General features: G+C 74.0%; 12 protein-coding genes. 1 reads left to right on the forward strand and 11 read right to left on the reverse strand.

Going from position 1 to position 20,339, the window contains the following annotated elements:
* Together ABH928_RS07000 and ABH928_RS07005 are read right to left on the reverse strand one after the other, a co-directional pair.
* Entirely contained in the window at window positions 1–444 is a 444-nt protein-coding gene (locus tag ABH928_RS07000; protein ID WP_370063223.1) for a hypothetical protein, read from the reverse strand.
* A 62-nt stretch (window positions 445–506) separates the two neighbouring features.
* Window positions 507–3,893: an efflux RND transporter permease subunit gene (locus ABH928_RS07005; RefSeq protein WP_370063225.1), complete on the reverse strand. Its 3,387-nt coding sequence runs from the start codon at window positions 3,891–3,893 to the stop codon at window positions 507–509.
* Window positions 3,894–4,116: 223 nt separating this feature from the next.
* Between ABH928_RS07005 and ABH928_RS07010 the strand changes: the two genes are divergently transcribed.
* Window positions 4,117–5,319, forward strand: a complete 1,203-nt coding sequence (locus ABH928_RS07010) for a dihydrofolate reductase family protein (protein ID WP_370063227.1) — start codon at window positions 4,117–4,119, stop codon at window positions 5,317–5,319.
* A gap of 246 nt (window positions 5,320–5,565) precedes the next feature.
* Here the strand turns inward: ABH928_RS07010 and ABH928_RS07015 are convergent, their stop codons facing one another.
* The 9 genes from ABH928_RS07015 to ABH928_RS07055 all read right to left on the reverse strand — a co-directional run bounded on the left by ABH928_RS07015 (window position 5,566) and on the right by ABH928_RS07055 (window position 20,328).
* A complete protein-coding gene (locus ABH928_RS07015) occupies window positions 5,566–6,528 on the reverse strand; it encodes an ABC transporter ATP-binding protein (protein WP_370063229.1) in 963 nt (320 codons plus the stop codon).
* On the reverse strand, window positions 6,525–9,371 hold the full coding sequence (locus ABH928_RS07020; protein ID WP_370063231.1) for an FtsX-like permease family protein: 2,847 nt from the start codon (window positions 9,369–9,371) through the stop codon (window positions 6,525–6,527). The genes ABH928_RS07015 and ABH928_RS07020 overlap by 4 nt, the downstream gene beginning before the upstream one ends.
* Window positions 9,371–12,883 (reverse strand): FtsX-like permease family protein, encoded by a 3,513-nt coding sequence (locus ABH928_RS07025; RefSeq protein ID WP_370063233.1) that lies wholly within the window; start codon window positions 12,881–12,883, stop codon window positions 9,371–9,373. The genes ABH928_RS07020 and ABH928_RS07025 overlap by 1 nt, the downstream gene beginning before the upstream one ends.
* Window positions 12,884–13,063: 180 nt before the next feature.
* Complete coding sequence (locus ABH928_RS07030) at window positions 13,064–13,465, reverse strand: globin (RefSeq protein ID WP_370063235.1); 402 nt, start codon at window positions 13,463–13,465, stop codon at window positions 13,064–13,066.
* A 143-nt stretch (window positions 13,466–13,608) separates the two neighbouring features.
* Complete coding sequence (locus tag ABH928_RS07035; RefSeq protein ID WP_370063237.1) at window positions 13,609–14,679, reverse strand: FHA domain-containing protein; 1,071 nt, start codon at window positions 14,677–14,679, stop codon at window positions 13,609–13,611.
* An 83-nt stretch (window positions 14,680–14,762) separates the two neighbouring features.
* Window positions 14,763–16,085, reverse strand: coding sequence for a VWA domain-containing protein (locus ABH928_RS07040; RefSeq protein WP_370063239.1), 1,323 nt, complete (start codon window positions 16,083–16,085; stop codon window positions 14,763–14,765).
* Between the two features lie 4 nt (window positions 16,086–16,089).
* Window positions 16,090–17,541 carry a PP2C family serine/threonine-protein phosphatase gene (locus ABH928_RS07045; RefSeq protein WP_370063241.1) on the reverse strand — a complete coding sequence of 484 codons (1,452 nt, stop codon included), beginning with the start codon at window positions 17,539–17,541 and terminating at the stop codon, window positions 16,090–16,092.
* A gap of 10 nt (window positions 17,542–17,551) precedes the next feature.
* Window positions 17,552–20,194 carry a tetratricopeptide repeat protein gene (locus ABH928_RS07050; protein WP_370063243.1) on the reverse strand — a complete coding sequence of 881 codons (2,643 nt, stop codon included), beginning with the start codon at window positions 20,192–20,194 and terminating at the stop codon, window positions 17,552–17,554.
* A complete protein-coding gene (locus ABH928_RS07055; protein WP_370063245.1) occupies window positions 20,191–20,328 on the reverse strand; it encodes a hypothetical protein in 138 nt (45 codons plus the stop codon). Before ABH928_RS07055 ends, ABH928_RS07050 begins: the two co-directional genes overlap by 4 nt.
* Window positions 20,329–20,339: the final 11 nt, after the last annotated feature.

Here is a 20,339-nt window from a genome sequence, read left to right on the forward strand (position 1 = left end):
CTACTCCTCCCCCACGCCGTACTCGGTGCCGAGCAGCTCGGCGACTCCCTGCACGGCCACCGGGGTGCCCACGGCCGGACCGGTGGACAGCACGACCGTGTCGCCGTCGTAGCCCTGGACGGTGATGGGCCGGCGCAGGTAGGTCAGCTTCCCGTCGGGGACGTAGACCCAGGGGACGCCCTCCGGGTCGTAGACCACCGCCGTGATCGGGACCTGCTCGCCCTTGCCGCCGCTCGCCGCCTGCACCGGCACGGTCCGCACGCCGATCTGCCGCGCCGCCAGCGGGGTCAGCACGACCCGGTGGACGTTGTTCGCGGTGGTCACGCCGGGCATGGACGGCGCGGGCGCCAGGGAGGCGGGGTCGGGTTCGGCGGGGGGGTCGTTCTTGGGCCCGCACGCGGCGAGGGCGAAGCTCAGCACGGCGCATCCGACCGCGGCCAACACGCGGCTACGGGATGTCCGCGCCTGGTGCGTCCGGACCTGACGGCTGATCACCGTTCGGGCGGTCACCGCCGCTTGCCTTCCGTGCCCTGCGGACCGTCGGGTTCCGCGCCGGATCGGTCGACTCTGCCCTCGCCGGATCCGTCACCGGGCAAGCCACCGGATCCGTCACCGGGTCGGCCACCCAGCGCGGTCGCGCTCCGGCCGTCCGACCCGTTGCTGTAGCCCGTGCCTGTCTGCCCGGCACCCGCTTGCCCCGTACCGGCCACGGCCGGGGTCGCGCCGCCGAAGCTCCCGCCGAAGCCGCCGCCGGGCGGCAGGCCGACCTCGTCGCGGCGGCCCCGACCCGCGAAGGCCGGCAGCAGCAGGAGTGTCACCACGGTTGCGGTGATCACGCCGCCGATCAGCACCAGCGACAGCGGGCGGACCAGCTCGGTCCCGGCGACGTCCCCGCGCACCGTGAACGGCAGCACCAGCAGGATCAGCCCGACCGCCGAGGCGACCAGCGGCACCGAGGCCTCCCGGGCCGCGGCCAGGGCCGGCTCGAGGCGGCCCTGGCCGTCCAACTGCTGGGCGCGGCGCAGCACCAGAAGCCCGCCCCGGACCGCGAAGGCGAAGACGCCGAGAAACCCGATCAGCGTGCCCGTCGTCAGCGTCCGGCCCGCGAACAGCGCGGTCAGCGCACCACCGGCCAGCGACAGCGGAAGCGAGAGGAGCAGCAGCGCGGCCCGGCTCCAGTTCCGGAAAGCGGCCTGGAACAGCAGCAGCGTGCCGATCAGGCAGCCGAGGGCGACCAGGATGATCCGCAGTGCGCCGTTCTGCTGCTCGCTCAGCCCGCTGGACGCCTCGGCGTGGTAGCCGAGCGGCAGCGCGACGCCCTGCACCGCGTTCTGCACCCGGGACACCGTGGTGCCCAGGTCCTGGCCGTGGACGTTCGCGGTGATGTCCAGGTAGCGGGACGCCTGGTCGTGGTCGATCTCCTTGGGGGCCGGCGCGATGGTGACCGAGGCGACGTCCTTGAGCGGGACCGTGCCGCCGCTCGGGGTGTCCAGCAACAGGTTCTGGATGTCGCCGAGGTTGGCCCGGACCGTCGGGACGCTCCACACCGCGACGTCGAAGATCTGCTGCTGCTGGTAGTAGCTGCCGACCGGGATGCCGGAGATCAGCACCGCCGTCGCGCGCCGCACGTCGCCCGGCTTGAGGCCGTACTTGGCGGCGTTGTCCACATTGGTGTCGATCAGGATCGACGGCTCCTGGATGGGCGTGCGGAACGTCGCCCCGCTGACCCCGGGGACGCGGTCGACGACGCCCGCCAGCCTCTGCGCCTCCGTGCTGAGGGTGGTCCAGTCGGTGCCGTAGAGCCGGACGGTGAGCGGCGCGGAGCCGCCGGGGCCGGTGTCCGAGCGCGGGGCCTGGGCCACGGCGCTCTGCGAGTACGTGAGCAACTGGTGCCTGAGCGACGGGTAGTGGCCGAGCACCGTCTGGATCGCGTCCCTGGCGCGCTCCAGGGAGGCGTTGCCGGAGACGGTGATCCAGGTCTGGGCCGTGTCGACGTCGACGATCTGGTCGCCCATCAGCGCCTGGCCGATGTCACTGGCGACGTCGGTGACGCCGCCGACCTGCTGCAGCTCGGCCCCGGCGGTCTGGGTGACCTGGCGCATCGCGGGCAGTGAGGTGCCGGGCGCGGCGCTCCACTGGACGATCAGGGTGCGGTCCTGCAGCACCGGCAGCAGTCCGCCGGAGCCGAACTGCGGAATGATCGCCAGCGCGGCCAGCCCGAGCACCACGGCCAGACCGACGGCCGCACCGCGCTTGCCCGCGAGGGCGGGGCCGACCCGGTCGTATCCGGTGTGGATCCAGCGCACCACGGGAGGCGCCCCGCGCTGCTCGGGCGTGCGGCGCAGCAGCAGGAGGCTGAGCGCCGGGGTGACCGTCAGCGCGACCGCCGTGGCGGCGACGACGGTGAGCAGGTAGGTAAAGAGCATCGGCCGGGTCAGCTCGCCGTTGCTGCCGGGCACGAGCAGCAGCGGCACGCCCGCCAGCAGGATCACCGCCAGCGCGAAGCCGAGCGGCCGCCGCACACCGAGCAGCGCCTCGGTGATCGCGTGCGCCCGCCCGTCGCGCCCGTCGGTATCGGGCACAGCGGCGTCGGCTCCGGCGGTGTCGAGCCCTGTCCGCAGCGCGGCGACGGCGGAGACCGCGTCGTCCACCACGACGGCCAGGGCGACGGCCAGCCCGGACAGGGTCAGCAGGCTGAACGTCTCGCCGCGCAGTTCGAGCACCCAGGCGGCGACGACCAGCGGCAGCCCGATGGCGACGAACGCCACCACGGCGACCCGCCAGGAGCGCCAGACCAGTCCGAGCCAGAGCATCAGCAGGACCAGCCCGGCCACCGCGGCCCAGCCGAGGTTGCGCAGGGCGGAGTCGAGGTAGGAGGCCGGCCGGTAGACCTGCGTGTCCACGGTGACGCCGGACAGGCCCGGCGAGAGCTCGGACATGGCCTGCCGCACGCCGCGGTCCACGGCCAGGGTGTTGGCGCCGGGGAACTTCTCCACCACCAGCAGGAACCCGGTCCCGGCTCCGGCCTGCGTGGTGAGCACCGCGTCACCGGCCAGCGCCGGATGGTCCTCGACCACGGTGGTGATGTCGCCCAGCTTCAGCTTGCTGATGCCGGTGTCCACCTCCAGCGGGACCCGGCCCAGCTGCTGCGGGGTGGAGATGGGCAGGATGTGCTGGACGGACAGGCGCTGGTTGGGTGTGTCGACGAAGCCGTCCGCGCCCGGCGTCGAGGCCTCGACGAAGGTCAGCGGCGAGGTCCACATCGCGTCGCTGGCGGTGTTGATGACCTGGGTGAGCGTCGCTCCGTGGGCGTGCAGCTTCGCGGGGTCGACCAGGACCTGGAGCTGCTGGTCGCGCTGGCCCCAGATGGTGACGTTGGCGACGCCCGGCACGGCCAGCAGCCGTGGGCGGATCCGCCAACGCGCCAGCGTGGACAGGTTGAGCGGGCTGACCGAGGTGGACGAGAGCCCGATCATCATGGCCCGCGACTCGGCGGAGAGCGGCTGGATCATCACCGGCGGCGTGCCGACGTTGACCACGGCCGGGCCCTGGGTGACCCGCTCCTGGACCAGCTGACGGGCCTGGTAGACGTCGGTGCCCGGCTTGAAGGTCAGCTGGATCGTGGACAGGCCGGGGACCGACTGGGAGCGCATGTGGTCCAGGAAGGCCACCCCGTTGAGCTGGTCCTCCATCGGCACGGTGATCAGCTGTTCCACCTCGTTGGTGGACAGGCCCACCGCTGCGGTCTGTACCTGGACCTGGGGTGGGAGGAACTCCGGCAGCGTGTCCACTGCGGCATGGCGCAGCGAGCCGATGCCCAGGGCCATCACGACCAGGGCAGCGACCACGACCACGGCGGCGAGCCGCAGGCTCGACGAGATCAGCCAACGCACGTACGGCCCCCGTTCGGTCGGTCCTCTGCGACGGCATCCGGCTGACGATTGGTCATGTCATGTGCTCGTATGACTGCGTGGTGCGACATGACGACGCTCGTCGGGCGGGTGACCTGCCGAACGTCCCCGATGAAGGTGTGCGCCACACGTAACAACCCACGTTCGGCCGAGCACGGACGGTGGCCGGGGATTACCGGGGCCGCATCGGTCGTTGGAGCAGGTCATGAACACCGAGTCCGCCGCAGCGGCCACCGCAGGGGCGCCGGGCGACCGTCCCGCGCGCCGGCCGCACGTCCTGGTCAGCGCGGCGATGTCCGTCGACGGCCATATCGACGACACGTCACCTGAACGGCTGCTGCTCTCCTCCCCGGAGGACTTCGACCGGGTGGACGAGCTGCGCGCGGCGGGCGACGCGATCCTCGTCGGCGCGGGCACCCTGCGTGCGGACGACCCACGCCTGGAGGTCCGTTCCGCCGAGCGCCGTGGCGCGCGGCAGGGGCGCGGGCTGCCGGAGCACCCGCTCAAGGTGGCCCTGGTCGGCCACGGCGGCCTCGACCCGGAGCTGCGCCTGTGGCAGAGCGGCGGCGACAAGCTCGTCCTCGCCCCGGACGCGGCGGCCCCGGCGCTGCGCACGCAGCTCGGCGCGCGGGCGGAGGTCCTCGGCACCGGCCCGGAGCTGGACCCTGCGCGCGTCCTGGACGCGCTGGCGGAACGGGGCGTCCGGCGGCTGATGGTCGAGGGCGGCGGCGCGATCCAGTCGCTGTTCCTGACGGCGGGACTGGTCGACGAGATCCAGCTCGCCGTCGCCCCGTTCTTCGTCGGCGACGCCGAGGCGCCGCGCTTCGCTCCGCCCCGTGCGGGCGTCGTGTTCCCGCAGGACACCTTGCGCCGGATGACCCTGCTCGGCACGGAGGTGCTGGGCGGCGACATCGTGGTGCTGCGCTACGCCGCCCGGCGCAGCGACGCGGACGTGGTGACGCGGGACGACATCGCCTGGATGCGGCGGGCGATCGAGCTCTCGCACAGCTGTCCGCGCTCGGAGACGGCGTACTCGGTCGGCGCGATCGTCGTCGCCGCCGACGGCACGGAGCTGGCCCCGGGCTTCTCGCGCGAGGGCGGCGACGACAAAGTCCACGCGGAGGAGTCGGCGCTGGGGAAGCTGGACGCTTCGGATCCGCGACTGCGGACGGCGACGATCTACTCGACGCTGGAACCGTGCTCGGTCCGCGCGTCCCGCCCGTCCCCGTGCGCCGAGCTGATCCGCGCGGCGGGGGTGGGACGCGTGGTGCTGGCGTGGCGGGAGCCCGCGCTGTTCGTCGCGGACTGCCAGGGGGTCGAACTGCTTGCCGCCGCGGGCGCGACGGTGCTGGAACTGCCCGAGCTTGCCGCTGAGGCGCGGGCGGTGAACGCCCACCTCGTTTCCTGAATCTTTTACAGAAGGGCCAGTTGCAAACGTCCAGGGGCGCGGGGAACTGCGCGAGTAACCACTGACATGCGGATGGCCCTGCGCGTTCCGTGCTCCACCTGTGTGGGTGGCTTGTCGCGCAGTTCCCCGCGCCCCTGGATAGTGCAACCACCTGCCGCAGCCAACAGGCACCTTGTCGCGCCCACGCGGCGGGGCCGGAGATCAGCAGAGCCCCGCGCCCCTAGACGTTTGCAACTGGCCCTTTGATCATTGGCTCTCCTCCGGCCGGACCTGGATGTGGTCCCGTTCCAGCAGGAGTTCCACCCGGTGTTCCATCCCGAGAGCCTCCAGGAACTGCCGGGGAAACTGCACGCGCCCCGCGCTGTCCAGCATCGCGTACTCGTGCTCGGTGACCGTCTCGGTGCCGTCCGCCTCGGTCGCCGTGCGACGCAGCACCTCCGTCGCGGCGCGGCCGTCGCGGACCGCGACGGTCCTGCGGACCTCGCCGGCGACCATCGGGTCGTGGGTGACGATCACCACCGTCGCGCCGAGCTCGGCGTTCACCGTGCGGAAGGCGTCGAAGATCAGCGCGCCGGTCTCGGAGTCCAGCTCGCCCGTCGGCTCGTCCGCAAGGAGCACGTCGGGGCGGTTGGCCAGGGCCACCGCGATCGCGACGCGCTGCTGCTGGCCGCCGGACATCTGGTGTGGTCGGCGGTCGCGGCACTCGGCGACGCCGAGCAGCTCCAGCAGCTCCACCGCACGTGCCCGCGCAGCCCGCCGCCCGCCGGATCTGTGCGTTCCGGCCAACTGCATCGGCAGCTGCACGTTCTGACGTGCAGTCAGAAACGGCAGCAGGTTGCGTGCGGTCTGCTGCCAGACGAAGCCGACCACCTCGCGGCGGTAGCGCAGCCGTGCCTTCGCGTCCATGGCGAGCAGGTCGCTCTCGCCGACCCGCGCCTTGCCCGCCGTCGGGACGTCGAGGCCGGCCAGGATCTGCAGCAGCGTCGACTTGCCGCTGCCGGACGCGCCGACCAGGGCCATCAACTCACCCTTGGCGACGGTCAGATCCAGGCCCTGGAGCGCCTGTACCTCGACGCCCTCGGCCTGGTAGATCCGGACCACGCGCTCGCAGACGATCAGCGCGTCCTGGCCGAACCGGGGACGGCCCTGGTCACCGGCCACCTGACGGCGCAGCTCGTCCAGCGTGAGGTCATCCATCCCGGTACTCATGCCTCGTCACCTGCCCTCAGTTGGACGCCGATCTGGCGTCGTCCGATCACCGCCGCCTCGGCCAGCACCACCGCGACGGCCAGGACCAGCAGTACGGCCGCCGGAAGCACGACCGGCAGCAGCTGGAGCGCCGGGCTCGCGTGGGTGACCGCCGCCGTTCCGTCCAGGGAGCCGACCAGCGGGCCCAGGTCCACGGCGGAGCCGAGCAGCGGCACCGACGCCGCCCCGAGCGCCGATCCGGCGACGGCGGCCAGGAGCAGCATCGGCAGCGTCTCGGTCAGGATCAGCGCGTAGCCCTGCCGCGGGCGCAGACCCATCGTGCGCAGCCGGGCCAGCAGCGCGGCCCGCTCCGGCGCGGCCTGGAGCAGCGCCAGCACCACCGCCAGCAGCGCCAGCAGCGTCGCGGCCAGCGCCGCCGCCTGGTAGAGGGAGACGGCGCCGGACGGCAGCGGCTGCGCGTCCAGCGAGGCCTCGGCGTCGCTCCGGTCCAGCACGTCGACCTGGCTCTGCGCCCCGGAGGCGGCGATCAGCGCCTTGACGGCGGAGGATTGCACCGGTCCGGTCAGCAGCACGGCGCTCGGGGTGGCCGCGGCGGCGGAGGACCAGTGCACGGCGGCGAGGGCCGGGCTCTGGGCGGCGATCACGAAGTCCCCGCCGGGCGTGAACGGCGTGGACGGCAGCACCCCGGCCAGCCGGATCCGCATCGTGCCGAACAGGCTGGTGAGCGTGGTGGGCGCCGAGCCGATCTCGGCCGCCGCTCCGGGCGAGGCCAGCACCGGGACCGCGCCCGCACTGCCTGTTCCGGCGGTGCGGGCGGTCAGCAGCGACGGAACGAAGGGCCCGAGGCCGATCGACGCCGACACCCTGGCGTAGGAGGCGGGGTCGGCCAGGCCCAGCGGGACGACCGTCTGGCCGGTGCCGAGCTGGGCCAGCGGGTCCGTCAGCACGCCCGTCCCGGCTCGGACTCCGGGCAGCCGCTGCAGCGCCGTGGCGAGTTGCGCGGGGACGCCGGACCCGACCGCGTCGACGCGGACGTCCGCGCCGACCAGCTGCGTGGTGAGCGCGGCGCGGCGCTCGGTGACGCCGCTCAGCACCGTGGCGCCGAAGACCGTGGTGGTCAGCGCCAACAGCAGGGCGAGCAGCGGCAGCAGGCTGCCGGTCGCGCCTCCTCGTCCCGCACGGGCCAGGCCCAGGAAGCCCACCGCGCCGGACCGGCGGGTCACCGGGCGGGCGGCCAGGCGCAACGGCAGCGGGTAGCAGCGGACGAGCAGCAGCGCGCCGGTCAGCCCCAGCAGTACCGGGGCCACGGCGGTCAGCGGATCCAGCCCGCCGCCGGTCGGGGCCAGCCCCCGGCTGCGCAGCGCGACCACGGCCGCGACCGTCAGCACCAGCAGGAACAGCTCGACGACCGTCCTTCGCCGCGAGGGCCTGGCCCGCACCAGATCCGTCCGCAGGTCCGTCCGGGCCGGTCGCAGGCCACGGTGACGGGCCAGCATGCGCAGCGGTCCGGCGAGCGTGGCCGCAAGCAGGACGGCCAGGCCGTAGCCGAGGGCGGTAGCCCAGACCCGGCTGGGCAGGAGCAGCAGCGCCGCGCCGATCCCGACCAGCGCGCCCGGAACGGTGGCGGCGGCGCTCTCGACGGTCAGGCGCCCGAAGAGCAGCCGCAGTCCCGCTCCCCGGGCCCGGAGCAGGGCCAGTTCGGCGGTCCGGCGTTCGGTGGCGAGACCGAAGACCATCAGCAGCACCGCCGCGGCCGTCCCGGCGGTTCCGGCGACGCCGATGGTCACCACCGGTTCCAGCGCGTCGCGTTGGGCGCTGAACTGGGTGAGCAGCCCGGTCAGGTCCGACTGGACCGTGAGACCGCTGGAGACGGGATCGTCGGTGGTCAGCAGGGTGGAGGCGCGGTCGCCGTTGGTGAGCGAGGCCAGCATGTCCAGCGCCGGGCCGACCTGACCGGCGTTCAGCGACCCGGAGGCCACCGGGAACCACCAGTAGGGCTCGGGCGGCGCGATCTGCGGCAGCGCCCGTACCGCGCCCGGCGCGACCAGGACCTCCGCCTCCCAGTAGTGCAGGGTCTGGCCCGGGGCGGGGATGCTGTACAGGGAGGGAGCGCCGAGCAGCGACGCGCCCGCCCAGTACGGGAGTCGGGACTCCGCTGCGGTCGGGTCGCGGAAGGTCCCGACGACGGTGAGCTGCTCCTGGCCCCGGTAGACGGAGGGCACCGGGACGAGCAGCCGGGTGCCGACGTGCCAGCCCATGGTCCGCGCGGTCGCCTGGCTGACAGCCACCTCCAGGCTGCCCGCACCGGCCCCGGCGGGAGCAGCGGGCAACCGTCCTGTCATCAGGGTCAGTTGACCGGTCGGCTGCCAGACCACCGACAGATGCGGCGGAACGCCGTCCGGCGCGGGGCCGGGGGACTGGCCGGGTGGGGCCGAGACAGCCGCGCCGGTCTCGTTGCCCGCGTGCTGGACCGCCTGGATGCCCCAGCTGACCTGGGACGTGTCGATCCGCAGCGGTGCGCCGATCTGTGCCTCGACCTGGTCGGCTGCGGTCGCCATGGCCGCCTGCATGGCCGCTCCGCCGGCCGGGCCGACGGTGGTCTGCGCGGTCTCGCCGGGGACGATCCCGATGCCCACGCCCTCGGGGGGCGAGGCCTCCACCGACCGGCCGGTGACCGGTGCCTGACGCAGCGTCGTGTCGAGCGCGGTGTCCTGGTAGCGGGCGAGCGTCAGCGGCAGCGCGGTGGTCAGGAAGACCAGCGCGGCCACCAGTACCCCCGTCCACACCGTGGCGGCGGGACGGTGACGCAACCGGGGCCACAGCCACGGGACCGAGGACCGCATCACGACTCCTCCGATCCGCGCAGGCGGCGGGCGGGGTCCCCGCCGCGGAGCCCGGCCAGGACGGCCACCAGCAGTGGCACCGCCGCGATCGAAGCGGTCAGCAGCAGCAACGAGCCTCCTGGCACCGACACCTGGACCGGCGGGGTGGGCCGGGTCGCCGCCGGGGTGAGTACCAGCAGCGGCACGATCAGCCGGGTGAGCAACTCGCCGAGCAGCAGGCCGACGCCGACGCCCAGCGCCACGGGCAGCGCCAGTTCGACCGCCGTCGCCCGTGCCATCGCGCGGCGGCGGAGTCCGAGGGCGCTCAGCAGCGCGAACTCGCCCGCGCGGCGTCGGGTGGCGCCCGCCGCGTCCACGCCGAAGCCGATCGCGGAGAGCACGATCGACAGGGCCAGCGTCCCGAAGAGGGCGGCCTGCGGCCCGCTGCCGAGCGGGTCGCCCAACTCGGCCGCGACCACCTCGTCCCGGGCGAAGACCTGTCCGGTGTCGGGACGCGCGCGCAGCTCGGCGGCGACCCGCCCCGAGGCGCCGGGCGCGGCGGCCAGCCACCACTCGGTCGGCTGCGGGTCGGCGGACACCGTGCCGTTGGGACCGGAGTCGAGGTAACGGTGGTCGTAGGAGGGCAGGTCGACCAGGACGGCCCCGGCGTCGTCCGCGCTGTCGGAGGCGCCGTAGCCGCCGGACCCGCCGAGGCCCTGCTCGGCCGCACTGCCGGTGCCGGGGAGGCTGGAGACCACACCGACCACCCGGATCCGCAGCCCCGGCAGGTCGGCGGGCAGCGCGACCACCGAGCCGATCCGGCTCTGCGTGGCCGTCAGGAACTGCTGGTCGACCACGGCGGCCAACGGCCCGCCCGAGCCAGAGCCCGAGCCCGAGCCCGGGGCCGGAGCCGGCGTCAGCGACACCTGAGCGGTCGGCGTCGCGCCGATCTGCTCGACCACCAGGCCTCGGCAGACTCCGCCCGCCACGGTCGCTTGGACGGGGACGGCGGTGGTCGGCGCCGCCGTCCGCACCGCCCCCTGGCTGCACCAGAGCGAGGGGTCGTAGAGGCCGGACAGACCCCAGTCCACCTGGCTGCGCCAGACCAGCCCTGACGGGAAGTTCGCCGGTCCGGCGTCGGTGCCGACCGAGAGCAGGGCGGCGGTGACGGTCCGGCCCTGGGCCTGCGGCGGCCCGGAGCTGTCGGCGTTCCCCGGGGTGGCGGTCGGGTCGTAGGTGGGGCCGTCCAGGTCCCAGGGCATGCTGATCGAGAGGCCGCTGAGCGTGAGCGGGTACGCCGGACTGCCGCTGCCCGCCGCACCGGCCAGGTCCAGCGTGTAGCTGTGCGCGACGCCGTCCTCGGGGGCCGAGCCGAGCGGGAAGTTCCAGACCACGCCGGTCCCGTCGGTCAGGTCGACGCTCACCGGGTCGGGGCCCTGCCCCCGGGTGATCTGCGCGGAGCCGGAGCGGGTGGTGAGCCGCAGGGTCAGCGTCAACATCTGTGGTCGGCCCGGAAGTTGGACGCCTCCCCGGTCGGCGGGCACGGCCGGATCGGGGAGCGAGCGCAGCAGGTCGCCGGCGTCGGCGCCCTTCGGTCCTGCGATCAGGTCGGCACGCAGCGGGAGTCGGCCGGTCTCGCTCCTGGCGTCGAGCGCCAGCAGCTCGGCGATCTTGCCGTTGGCCATGGCCAACGTCTCCCGCTGGACCGGCAGCGCCGCCGAGACGCCCGGCTGCGCGGCGAGTTCGCCGCCCTGGCCGAAGCCGGGGGCCAGCTCGCCGGTGACCCGCAGGTCGGCGCCGGTCTGGAAGGCGGCCTGGTCGTTCTGCGACTGGAGCCAGCTGCTGTTCTGCCCGAGCGCAAGCACGCCGATGGCGGTGGCCAGGGCCAGCGAAAGCACCGGTCCTGCCCCGCGCTGCGGACGCCGGGCCAGCTGCCAGCCCGTCAGTGCGGCGGGCAGCCCCCGGCCCCGGGTGGCCAGCCGCTCACCGAGGCGGCTGAGCAGCGGCAGTACCCGTAGCGTCAGCACCGCCCCGGCCGCGAGGGCCAGCGTGGGCGCGGCCACCAGCACCGGGTCGATGCCCGCGACGCCCGAGGCCGACGCGGTGATCACTCCGGACCCGGTGGGGCTGTCGCCGTAGTGCCGCAGCTGCAGATAGCCGAGCAGGGCCAGCGCCAGCAGCGCCAGGTCCGCTCCGCCGCGCAGCACGCCGGGGAGCGCGCCGCGCCGGGTGCGCTGGGCCGCCAACGGGCCGGCCTCGGTGAAGCTCCGGTAGCGGGCCAGCGTCGGCGCGGTCACCAGCAGTGCGCCGACCAGCGCCGCAAGGCCGGCGGCCCACCAGACCGAGGTGAGTGGCGGTGCGGTCAGGTCGAGTCCGGCGCGGCGCATCGGGCCGCTCAGGTCCACCAGCCGCAGCAGCGGTCCGCTCAGCAGCGGTGCGCAGACGGCGGCGGGGACAGCGAGGACCAGCCCCTCGGCCGCTGCCAGCAGCACGATCCGTCGCGGCGCCGCGCCCCGGGCGCGCAGCAGCGCGTTCTCCGTCTCCCGCTCCTCCGCGAGCAGCCGTGCCGCCAGCAGCAGCGTCATCGCGGCCAGCAGCAGCAGTTGCAGCGAGACCACCAGCAGCGCGGCGCGGGCGACCAGCAGCCCGCTTTGGACCTGGGTGATCAGCTGCGGCAGCTGACTGGTCGTCTGCAGCGGGCTTGCGCCCCCGCTGCCGCTGGACGCGGCGACGGCGGCTGCGGTCGCCCGCGACACGGCGTCGAGCTGGCCGACCGTGATCCGGCCGAAGTCGGCGGTGGCCTCGAAGGTGACCGACTGCTGCGGCACCGCGCCACCGGCGAAGTCACTGCCCGGGACCAGCAGCGGGCCGTAGAGGGTGTTGGTGCCGGTGCTGCCGGGCTGCAGCCCGTGCCCGGCCAGGGGGTCGAGCCGCCAGTACGGGTCGGTGGTGGCCCTGGGCAGGTAGACGCCGACGATGCGGAGCAGCTGCGAGTGACTGGTGTAACGGTCCGTCAGGTCCAGTACGGTGCCGACGCCGCCGAGTCGCGCCACGGCCGCCGTCGGCACCGCGACGTCGACGGCGGCTGTGGCGCGAGCACCGGCGGGAGCGCCGACGCCGACGGCCGTCGGCCAGGCGCCGGAGACCAGCCGCACCCGTGACGGATCGAGGTCCGCCAGCAGGGTCAGGTCGGCGGTCTGCGCGTTCTGGCCGTGCCGCAGCGGCAGGCCGTAGGAGTCGGAGACGGCCAACTGCCCCAGCGTGACCGGAAGCTGGGGAAACGCGGAGTGCGCGGTCGCGGTCGCCGCGGAGCGCGCGGAGTCGAGACCGGACCGGCCGGTGGACTCCGTCATCACGAGCGGCGTCTGGCTCCGGTCGGTGACCTGGAAGGCACGTTGGACGCCCGCCGCGGCGACGGCCGGGCTGAAGGCCGCGAGGGTGGAGACGGCGGCGGCGGTCAGCAGGATGGTCAGCAGCGCGGCGACGACCAGCAGTCGGTGCGCACGCAGCCGACGCAGAACGAAGCCCCCCACGCGCTGTCCCCCGCCTCCGTGCACGACCTGATCCCCGGATGTTCGCGGGCGATCCTGTCACGCGTGGCAGTGGTGACGGAAGAGGTGGGCGTGACGGTGCACGATCACCTATCTGGCCGCTCACCCGGCCGCTCGCCCGCGCACGTACCCGGGCACTGACGCGGCCGCCTGGGCGGTCACTTACTCCGGGGTGTTGATCATCGACTTGGCGGCGTAGGTGAGGTAGTCCCACAACTGCTGCTCGTGCTCCGGGCTGAGGCCCAGCTCGGTGACGGCCTCGCGCATGTGCGACAGCCACGCGTCGTGCGCGGCGCGGTCCACGGTGAACGGCGCATGCCGCATCCGCAGCCGCGGGTGACCGCGCTCCTCGCTGTAGGTGGTCGGGCCACCCCAGTACTGCATCAGGAAGAGGACCAGCCGCTCCTCGGCGGGACCGAGGTCCTGCTCCGGGTACATCGGGCGGAGGATCGGGTCCTCGGCGACACCGGCGTAGAACCGGCGGACCAGACGACGGAACGTCGGCTCCCCGCCGACCTGCTCGTAGAAGGTCTCGGTCGAAAGCGTGCCTCGTCTGATCTCCACCTGTCCATCCTCTCAGACCGGCACCGTCACGTGTCGTCCCAACGGAACAGCCGGACCGAGACCGCGCACACCGCCGCCGCCCGGGGCCGGTCGAAGGGCCCCGGGCGGCAGGCTCAGGCACGCCGGCCTCAGACGCAGCGGACTCAGGCGCAGTGGACGGTGATCGTCGTCCAGGCGCCGACGTGGATCCGGTCGCCGTCGTGGAGCTCGACCGGGACGAACGGCGACAGCGACTCCGCCGCGCCGTTGAGGGTGGTGCCGTTGGTGGAGTCCTGGTCGATGACCACCCAGCTGCCGTCCGGCTGCTCCTGGAGCAGCGCGTGCTGGTGGGACGCGCCCGGGTCCTCCGGTGCGATGGAGAGGTCGATCTCCGGGACCGTACCGCGCTGGTGGCTGCGGCGGCCGATGCGGAGCTGGCCCTGCCCGGTCATCGGCACCCGGCGCTCGGGCGAGAACGGCGGGAAGTAGAGGCCGCCCGCCTCCGGTCCGCTGCGGGCCATCATGTCGCCGAAGTACTCGCGGTCGGCGGTGACCACCGCGATCCAGGTGCCGCGCCGGGCAGGCGGCGCGGCCACCGGAGCAGCGCCGGGGCCGGGCTGCGGATGCCCGTAGTCCGGATCCGGCTGACCCGGCTGACCCGGCTGGCCAGGGCCCTGCGGCGGGGCGAGGAAGTACTCCGTACCCGCACCACCGCTGGTGTCACCGGTCACGTAGTTGCCGTAGCCGCCGCCGAAACCACCACCGGGCCGGCCCTCGGGCGGCGGCGCCATCGGCGTGCCCTGGACCGGGGGCGTCGGGAGCGGCTGCTGCGGGACCGGAGGAGCCGTCACCTGCGGCCCGGGGTACGGCGGCTGGTTCGTCACCTGCGGCCCGGGGACCTGCAGCCCGGGGACGTGCGCCCCGGGGTACGGCGGCTGGGGCGTCACCCGCGGCTGCGGCTCGGGCGTGGGCAGGGGCGGCGGCTGCATCCCGCCACCGCCGCCCACCGGCGCCAGGTCCCAGTTGTAGCCGCACTCCTCGCAGTACTGGCCGGTGCGCGGGGTGGAGCAGATCGGGCACATCGGCAACCCGGCCGTCGGCGTCGGCACGCCCGGGCCCGGGCCCGGCTGTCCGCCCGGCATCGGGTGCGGGGCCGGCGGCGCGCCCATGGGCATGCCGCAGTAGTCGCAGTAGTCGGCGGTCTGCGACTGGTGGCCGTGCGGGCAGATGGGCATTACGGGAGCCCCCTCAGGGTCTGGCTCGTAGGTCTGGCTCGAAGGAGGTGGTGGGGAGCGGACGCTCTCCGTCTCGGGTAACGCTACTTCTTCACCCTGACGGTCTTCGTTGAGCGGGTCTCGAGGGTCATCGAGTCCTCCTCGGTCACGTTCTTACGGAAGCGAACGGTACCTTCCTTCGCGTCGACCACGTCCACGACCTTGGACAACAGCCTGAAGGTGTCCTCGTTGCCGGACTCGGCGGCGAGCTGGACCGCCTTGCCCAACTTGGCCGTGGCACTGTCCAGGTCGCCGCGCCGGTGGGCCTCCAGACCCTCCTGGATCGCCCCGGCGAGCTCCGCCTGGCCGGTGTAGTGGGCCACCTGCGGGTTGATCTTGGTGGAGGCGTTGAGGTCGTCCGTCCAGACCGCCTTGACGAGACCCTGGGACAGCACCTCGGAGCTGCCGTCGGCCTGCGGCACGACCAGGCTGATCCGGCCCGCCAGCATCTCGTCGCCGACGCCCGCGGGGGGCACCTCGATGCAGACGTGGTAGTCGCGGCTCTCGTCGCCCCACGAGCCGGTGGGGTAGTCGCCGGCGCGCGGACCGGCCTCCTTGCGGCGGCCGGTCAGGTCCTCGACGGTCGGGGCGACCTGCTTGACGAACTTGACCTGCGCGTTCGCGGGCGTCCAGACCCGCAGCGCCACGTCGGCCAGGGCCTTGCCCATGGCGTTCTCCATCATCGACCGGAAGTCCTCGGCCAGGCCGGACGGGTCGGCGACGATGTCGACGGTGCCGAGCAGCGCGGAGGAGATCCGGCGCAGCTCCTCGACCTCCCAGTCGGTTCCGACGCCACGGCAGTCCGCGGTGAACCTGCCCTGCACCCGGTTCAGGGTGCGCTGCAGCTGCTCCGGCTTCTCGTGCTCGTTGCGGCCGTCGGTCAGCAGGATGGCGTGGCGGATGGAGATGTCAGGGCGGGTGGAGAAGACCTGGTCGGCCTTGGTCAGCCAGGTGCCGATGGCGGTGCCGCCGCCGGGGGTGAGGCGGCGCAGCGACTGCTTGGCCTCCTCGCGGGTGCCCGGGCTGGACACCGCGAGCTGCCCGCCGCCCGGGTAGACCTCCTTGGCCTCGTGCGTCCCGGCGACCACCGCGAAGCAGACGCCGTCGCGGACCGCGTCGATCGCGGCGGCGGTCGCCTCACGGGCGTTGCGGATCTTGGTCGGCGGGTAGTCCATCGAGCCCGAGCAGTCGACGGCGATGACCACGGCCGCGTCCGGGGCGTCGACAGGGCCGCCGCCGACCGCGCCGCCGGTGGAGGTCACCGTGACGATGGCGTTGACCTCGTTCGCGCCCTGCGCCAGGTACTCGTTCTGGAAGATGTCGACGGAGAACTGCGGAAGGTCGGACTTGGTGAAGTTGGCGGGCATGGCGTCAGCTCTCCCCCTCGCGTAGCTGAATGGTGGGTGCGTCAAGGCTTCCGGGGACCAGCGTCGGAGCGTGGTCCGGTTCGACCTCGGGGTGCGGTGCGGGCTGTAGCGGCAGCACCGCGACGGTCACGTTGTCGTGGCCGCCCCGGTCGCAGGCGTAGCGGACCAGGGTCTGCGCCGCCTCCAGCGGACGCGTCCGCGCGTCCGGCGGGACGATCTTGGCCAGGTCGGGTGCGGCCTCGGAGTAGTTCCACAGGCCGTCGGTGCAGATCAGCACGACGCCCGGGGCGTCGGGGGCGAAGCTCAGGGTGTGCGGCTCGACCTCGACGGCGTCCGCGCCGAGCCAGCCGGTGATCGCGTGGGCGCGCGGGTCGGCGAAGGCCTCCGCCTCGGACATCAGTCCGGCGGAGACCATCCGGGTGGCCCAGGAGTCGTCCACGGTGAGCCGGACCGAGCGGGACCGGTCGTCGGGGAACCAGTAGCCGCGACTGTCGCCGACCCAGCCGAGGGTCACCTGGCCGTCCGTGGCGATCGCGCTGACGATGGTGCAGGCCGGGGAGTTGCGGCTGGGCTCGCGCTCGAACTCCTCGGCCAGCCGGTCCACCCGCTCGGCGGCGGCGAGGATGGCCGTGTGCATGGCCGTCTCCGGTGCCGCGCCGGACTCCAGTTGCTCCAGCAGCGACTCACTGGCGCAGTCGGCGGCGGCCTGTGACGCCTCGTCAGGCCGGGTCGCCGAGGAGACGCCGTCGCAGACCACGGCGACCACGGCGGACCCGCCGCCCGGACGCGAGGTCGCGGCGACCGCGAAGGCGTCCTCGTTGCGGTGGTGCCGGTGGCCCCGGTCGCTGACGCCGCAGACGCTGGCCAGCGCCCGCTCCTGATGGTCCCTCGGACGCGGCTGCGCGCGACCGCACAGCTCGCAGTAGCCGTCGTTGTCGATCCGCTGCGCCCCGCAGCCGACGCAGAGCCGGGTGTCCGGCACCACGGGCGTGCCGACGCGCGGCTCGGCGGCGGGGTGGGGCGGCCCGGCGGGCACGCCGTCGTCCTCGGCGGAGGCGTCGGGCAGCTCGGTGGCCAGCAGCGGCGCGGCGAGCACGAAGTCGCCGGTCTGACCGGTACCGGCGGTCGTGGGCCCGGCGGTGGCCGGGGCCGTCGCCGGGCCGGATACGCCGGATCCGCCCAGGGCGAAGTCGTCGGCGCCGTGCCCGGTCTTGAGGTCGTCCCAGTGCTCGGGTCCCTGCTCGTCCGCGCCCAGGGGCGCGACCGGCCACGCGGCAGCGGGCGCCGGGGCGGGAGCGGGGACGGCCGCCGGAGCCGACGGAGCGGCTACCGCCGCGCGCGGGTCACCGGCGCCGGAGCGCGCGGCGACGAGGTCCGCGCCGCACTCCTCGCAGAACAGGTCGCCCTCGGCGACCGGTTGGGCGCAGCGCGGGCAGGAAAGCGTCAGTTGGTCCATGCCTGATCTCTCACACCCAGGTCCTGGGGCGGGTGCGGTTGGCCCGCTCCACCCATGCGATGCGCTGGTCGGCGCTGTCGGACAGTCGTGCCAGAACCCGGTAGGACTGCTCCAGCGCGAAGCGCAGGTCGCGCTCCTCGGCGGAGTGGCCCAGCAGGTTCACCGGCCCGGCGGCGGCCGGACCGTCGGGTCGTCCCGCGAGGACCCAGCCGAGTGCCTTGCCCAGCACCTCGACGGTCAACTCCTCGCGGCGGCGCGCGTCGAGGCCCAGCCCGGTCAGCTGGCGGGAGCACGCGTCCAGGTCCTCGCGGAGCGGTTCCTGCGCCGCGCGGTCGCGCAGCCGGGCCCGGACCGAGGCGACGCGCGCGGCGACGTAGTGCGTGGACGCCTCGGGCACCGACTCCAGGGCGGCCACCGCCCCGGTCCGGTCGCCGGACGCGAGCAGCACCCGGCCCAGCCCGAACGCCGCGCTGACGTAGGCGCGGTCGGTCGTCCAGACCAGCCGGTAGAACTCGGCCGCGTCCTCGCGCTCACCGAGCGCCTCGGCGCAGACGCCGAGCGCCAGCTTGGGTGCGGCCTCGCCGGGGAAGGCGTCGTAGACCGCGTCGAAGGCCTCGGCCGCCGTCTGCAGGGCGGCCCGTGCCTCGGGGCCGTTGGGCTGGGCGGAGGCGACCAGCGCGGCCAGACCCCGGTACCAGACGACCCGCCAGTCGTCGGGGAAGTCCACGAACAGCTCGGCCAGCGCGGTCTGCACAGCCGTCAGGTCGCCCACCTCGATCAGCGTGCGCAGGCCGCGCAGCCGCAGCTCGACGGAGTTGACCGGCGCGGTCTGCAGGGCGGCCAGCACCTCGGCCGGGGCGGTCGCCATCAGCGCGGCCAGGAAACCGGCGTTGGGGTCGCCGGGGTCGATCCGCGGCACCGGCAGCGCCAGCGCCGCCGCCCGGGTGTCCAGCGGCAGCACCTGCGGCGCGGCGGCCGGGTTGGCAACCGGGTTTGCCACGGCGGCGGCCGGGAGCGCCGCTGCGCCCTTGCGCTTCCGCCCGCCGCGCAGCGAGTCCGGCGCGCCCAGCTCGGCATGGAGCAACTCGGTGTCCACGACCCGCAGTTCCGGGCCGAACAGGGTGGACAGCGCCGGACGCGCCTTGCCGTCCTGGAGCGCCAGCACCTCGCGCAGCACGCCGGTCAGCTGCTCGGCCATCTCCTGCGCGGAGGCGAACCGACGGCCCGGGTCGGCGTCGGTCGCGCGGACCAGCAGCCGGTAGTACGACTCGTAGCGGTCGAAGACCTCGACCTCCTCCGGCCCCGGGAGCGAGTCGCGGTAGACGGTGGAGTAGCCCTGGAAGTCGAAGGACATGACCGCCAGCGCCCGCGCGACCGTGTAGAGGTCGGACGCGGGGGAGACGCCGTCCGTGGCTATCTCCGGGGCCTGGTAGCCGATGGTGCCGTAGATCGCGCCGTCGTCGTCCTGGCGGCGGACCGCGCCCATGTCGATGATCTTCAGCTGGTCCTCGGACTGGATCACGTTGTCCAGCTTGAAGTCGCAGTAGATCAGGCCCCGGCTGTGCAGGTAGCCGAGCGCGGGCAGCGCCTCCAGTGCGTAGGCCATGGCCTGTTCGACCGGCAGCGGCTCGCGGCGGCCGTCGGGCGTACGGCGGGCGTCGGCGATGTCCTTGAGCGACTTGCCGCCGACGTACTCCATGACGATGTAGCCGTCACGGGTGCCCTTGCGCGCGTCCGGGTGCTCGACGAAGTTGATGATGCGGACCAGGTTCGGGTGGTCCACCTCGGCCAGGTAGCGGCGCTCGGCGATGGCGACCGCCAGCGCCTCCTCGTCACCGGTGTCCAGCAGGCCCTTCAGCACGATCCAGCGGTCGTTGACGCGCCGGTCGATGCCGAGGTAGATCCAGCCCAGACCGCCGTGCGCGAGGCAGCCGAGCACCTCGTACTGGCCGCCGACCAGGTCACCGGCGAAGAGCTTCGGGGTGAACGAGTACTCGGTGCCGCACTTGGCGCAGAAGCCGTCGGTACGCCCCGGCGTGCCGTTGCGGGAACGGCCCACCGGGGACTCGCACTTGCTGCAGAACCGCTTGCGCTCCGGGACCTCCGGGTTCTGCAGCACCGCCGTCCGCGGGTCCGGACGCGGGATCGGCGGCACGGTGACCAGCCCGGCCCCGAGCGCGCCCCGGGTGCCCTGGCTGGTGCTGCGGGTGCTGCGCACCGAGACGGAGCCTCCGCGCCCGGTCCGGCTGGACCGTGAACGTCCGGACATCGAACGGGAACTGCGCGAGCTGCGGGACGTGCTGGTGCTGCGCGAGGTGTTGCCGGAGCCGCCCGAGCCGTGCTGCGGCGGGATGGGCGCGGTCCCGACCGGCATCGGCGCGAGGCCGCACTCGTTGCAGTAGCCGTCGTCGTCGATGACGCCCGTTCCGGTGCAGTCCGGCCGCACGCAGGGCGCGCCCGGTCCACCCGGGGCCTGGGCAGCGGACGCTGCGGCGGCTCCCGATGCGGGCGCGGCGCCCGTCGAGCCACCCGCCCGGCCGCCGACGCCGGTCGCTACCGGGAGCGGGGCCAGCCCGCACTCGGTGCAGTAGCCGTCCGCGTCGATGACTCCCGAGCCGGTGCAGTCCGGCCGTGTGCACGGTACCGCGTTCATCCCCGCCATCCCCCTGCGGTCTGGGCCGCAAAAGTCGTCTGGTTCCACTTGTCGAACGTGTTGAGCTTGTCGAACGTGTCGAGCTGTGTGCGCTGTTCGTACTGGGCGTACTGCGCGTGGTGGTGCGTACTCACCCTGTCTACCC

The sequence above is a fragment of the Streptacidiphilus sp. MAP5-3 genome (assembly GCF_041262505.1).
Classification (GTDB): Bacteria; Actinomycetota; Actinomycetes; order Streptomycetales; family Streptomycetaceae; genus Streptacidiphilus.

Excerpts from the sequence above, each read along its gene's own strand:
- ABH928_RS07010 (WP_370063227.1), top strand. The coding sequence starts at position 4,117 with ATGAACACCGAGTCCGCCGCAGCGGCCACCGCAGGGGCGCCGGGCGAC.
- ABH928_RS07015 (WP_370063229.1), bottom strand. The coding sequence starts at position 6,528 with ATGAGTACCGGGATGGATGACCTCACGCTGGACGAGCTGCGCCGTCAG.
- ABH928_RS07020 (WP_370063231.1), bottom strand. The coding sequence starts at position 9,371 with ATGCGGTCCTCGGTCCCGTGGCTGTGGCCCCGGTTGCGTCACCGTCCC.
- ABH928_RS07035 (WP_370063237.1), bottom strand. The coding sequence starts at position 14,679 with ATGCCCATCTGCCCGCACGGCCACCAGTCGCAGACCGCCGACTACTGC.
- ABH928_RS07040 (WP_370063239.1), bottom strand. The coding sequence starts at position 16,085 with ATGCCCGCCAACTTCACCAAGTCCGACCTTCCGCAGTTCTCCGTCGAC.
- ABH928_RS07045 (WP_370063241.1), bottom strand. The coding sequence starts at position 17,541 with ATGGACCAACTGACGCTTTCCTGCCCGCGCTGCGCCCAACCGGTCGCC.
- ABH928_RS07050 (WP_370063243.1), bottom strand. The coding sequence starts at position 20,194 with ATGAACGCGGTACCGTGCACACGGCCGGACTGCACCGGCTCGGGAGTC.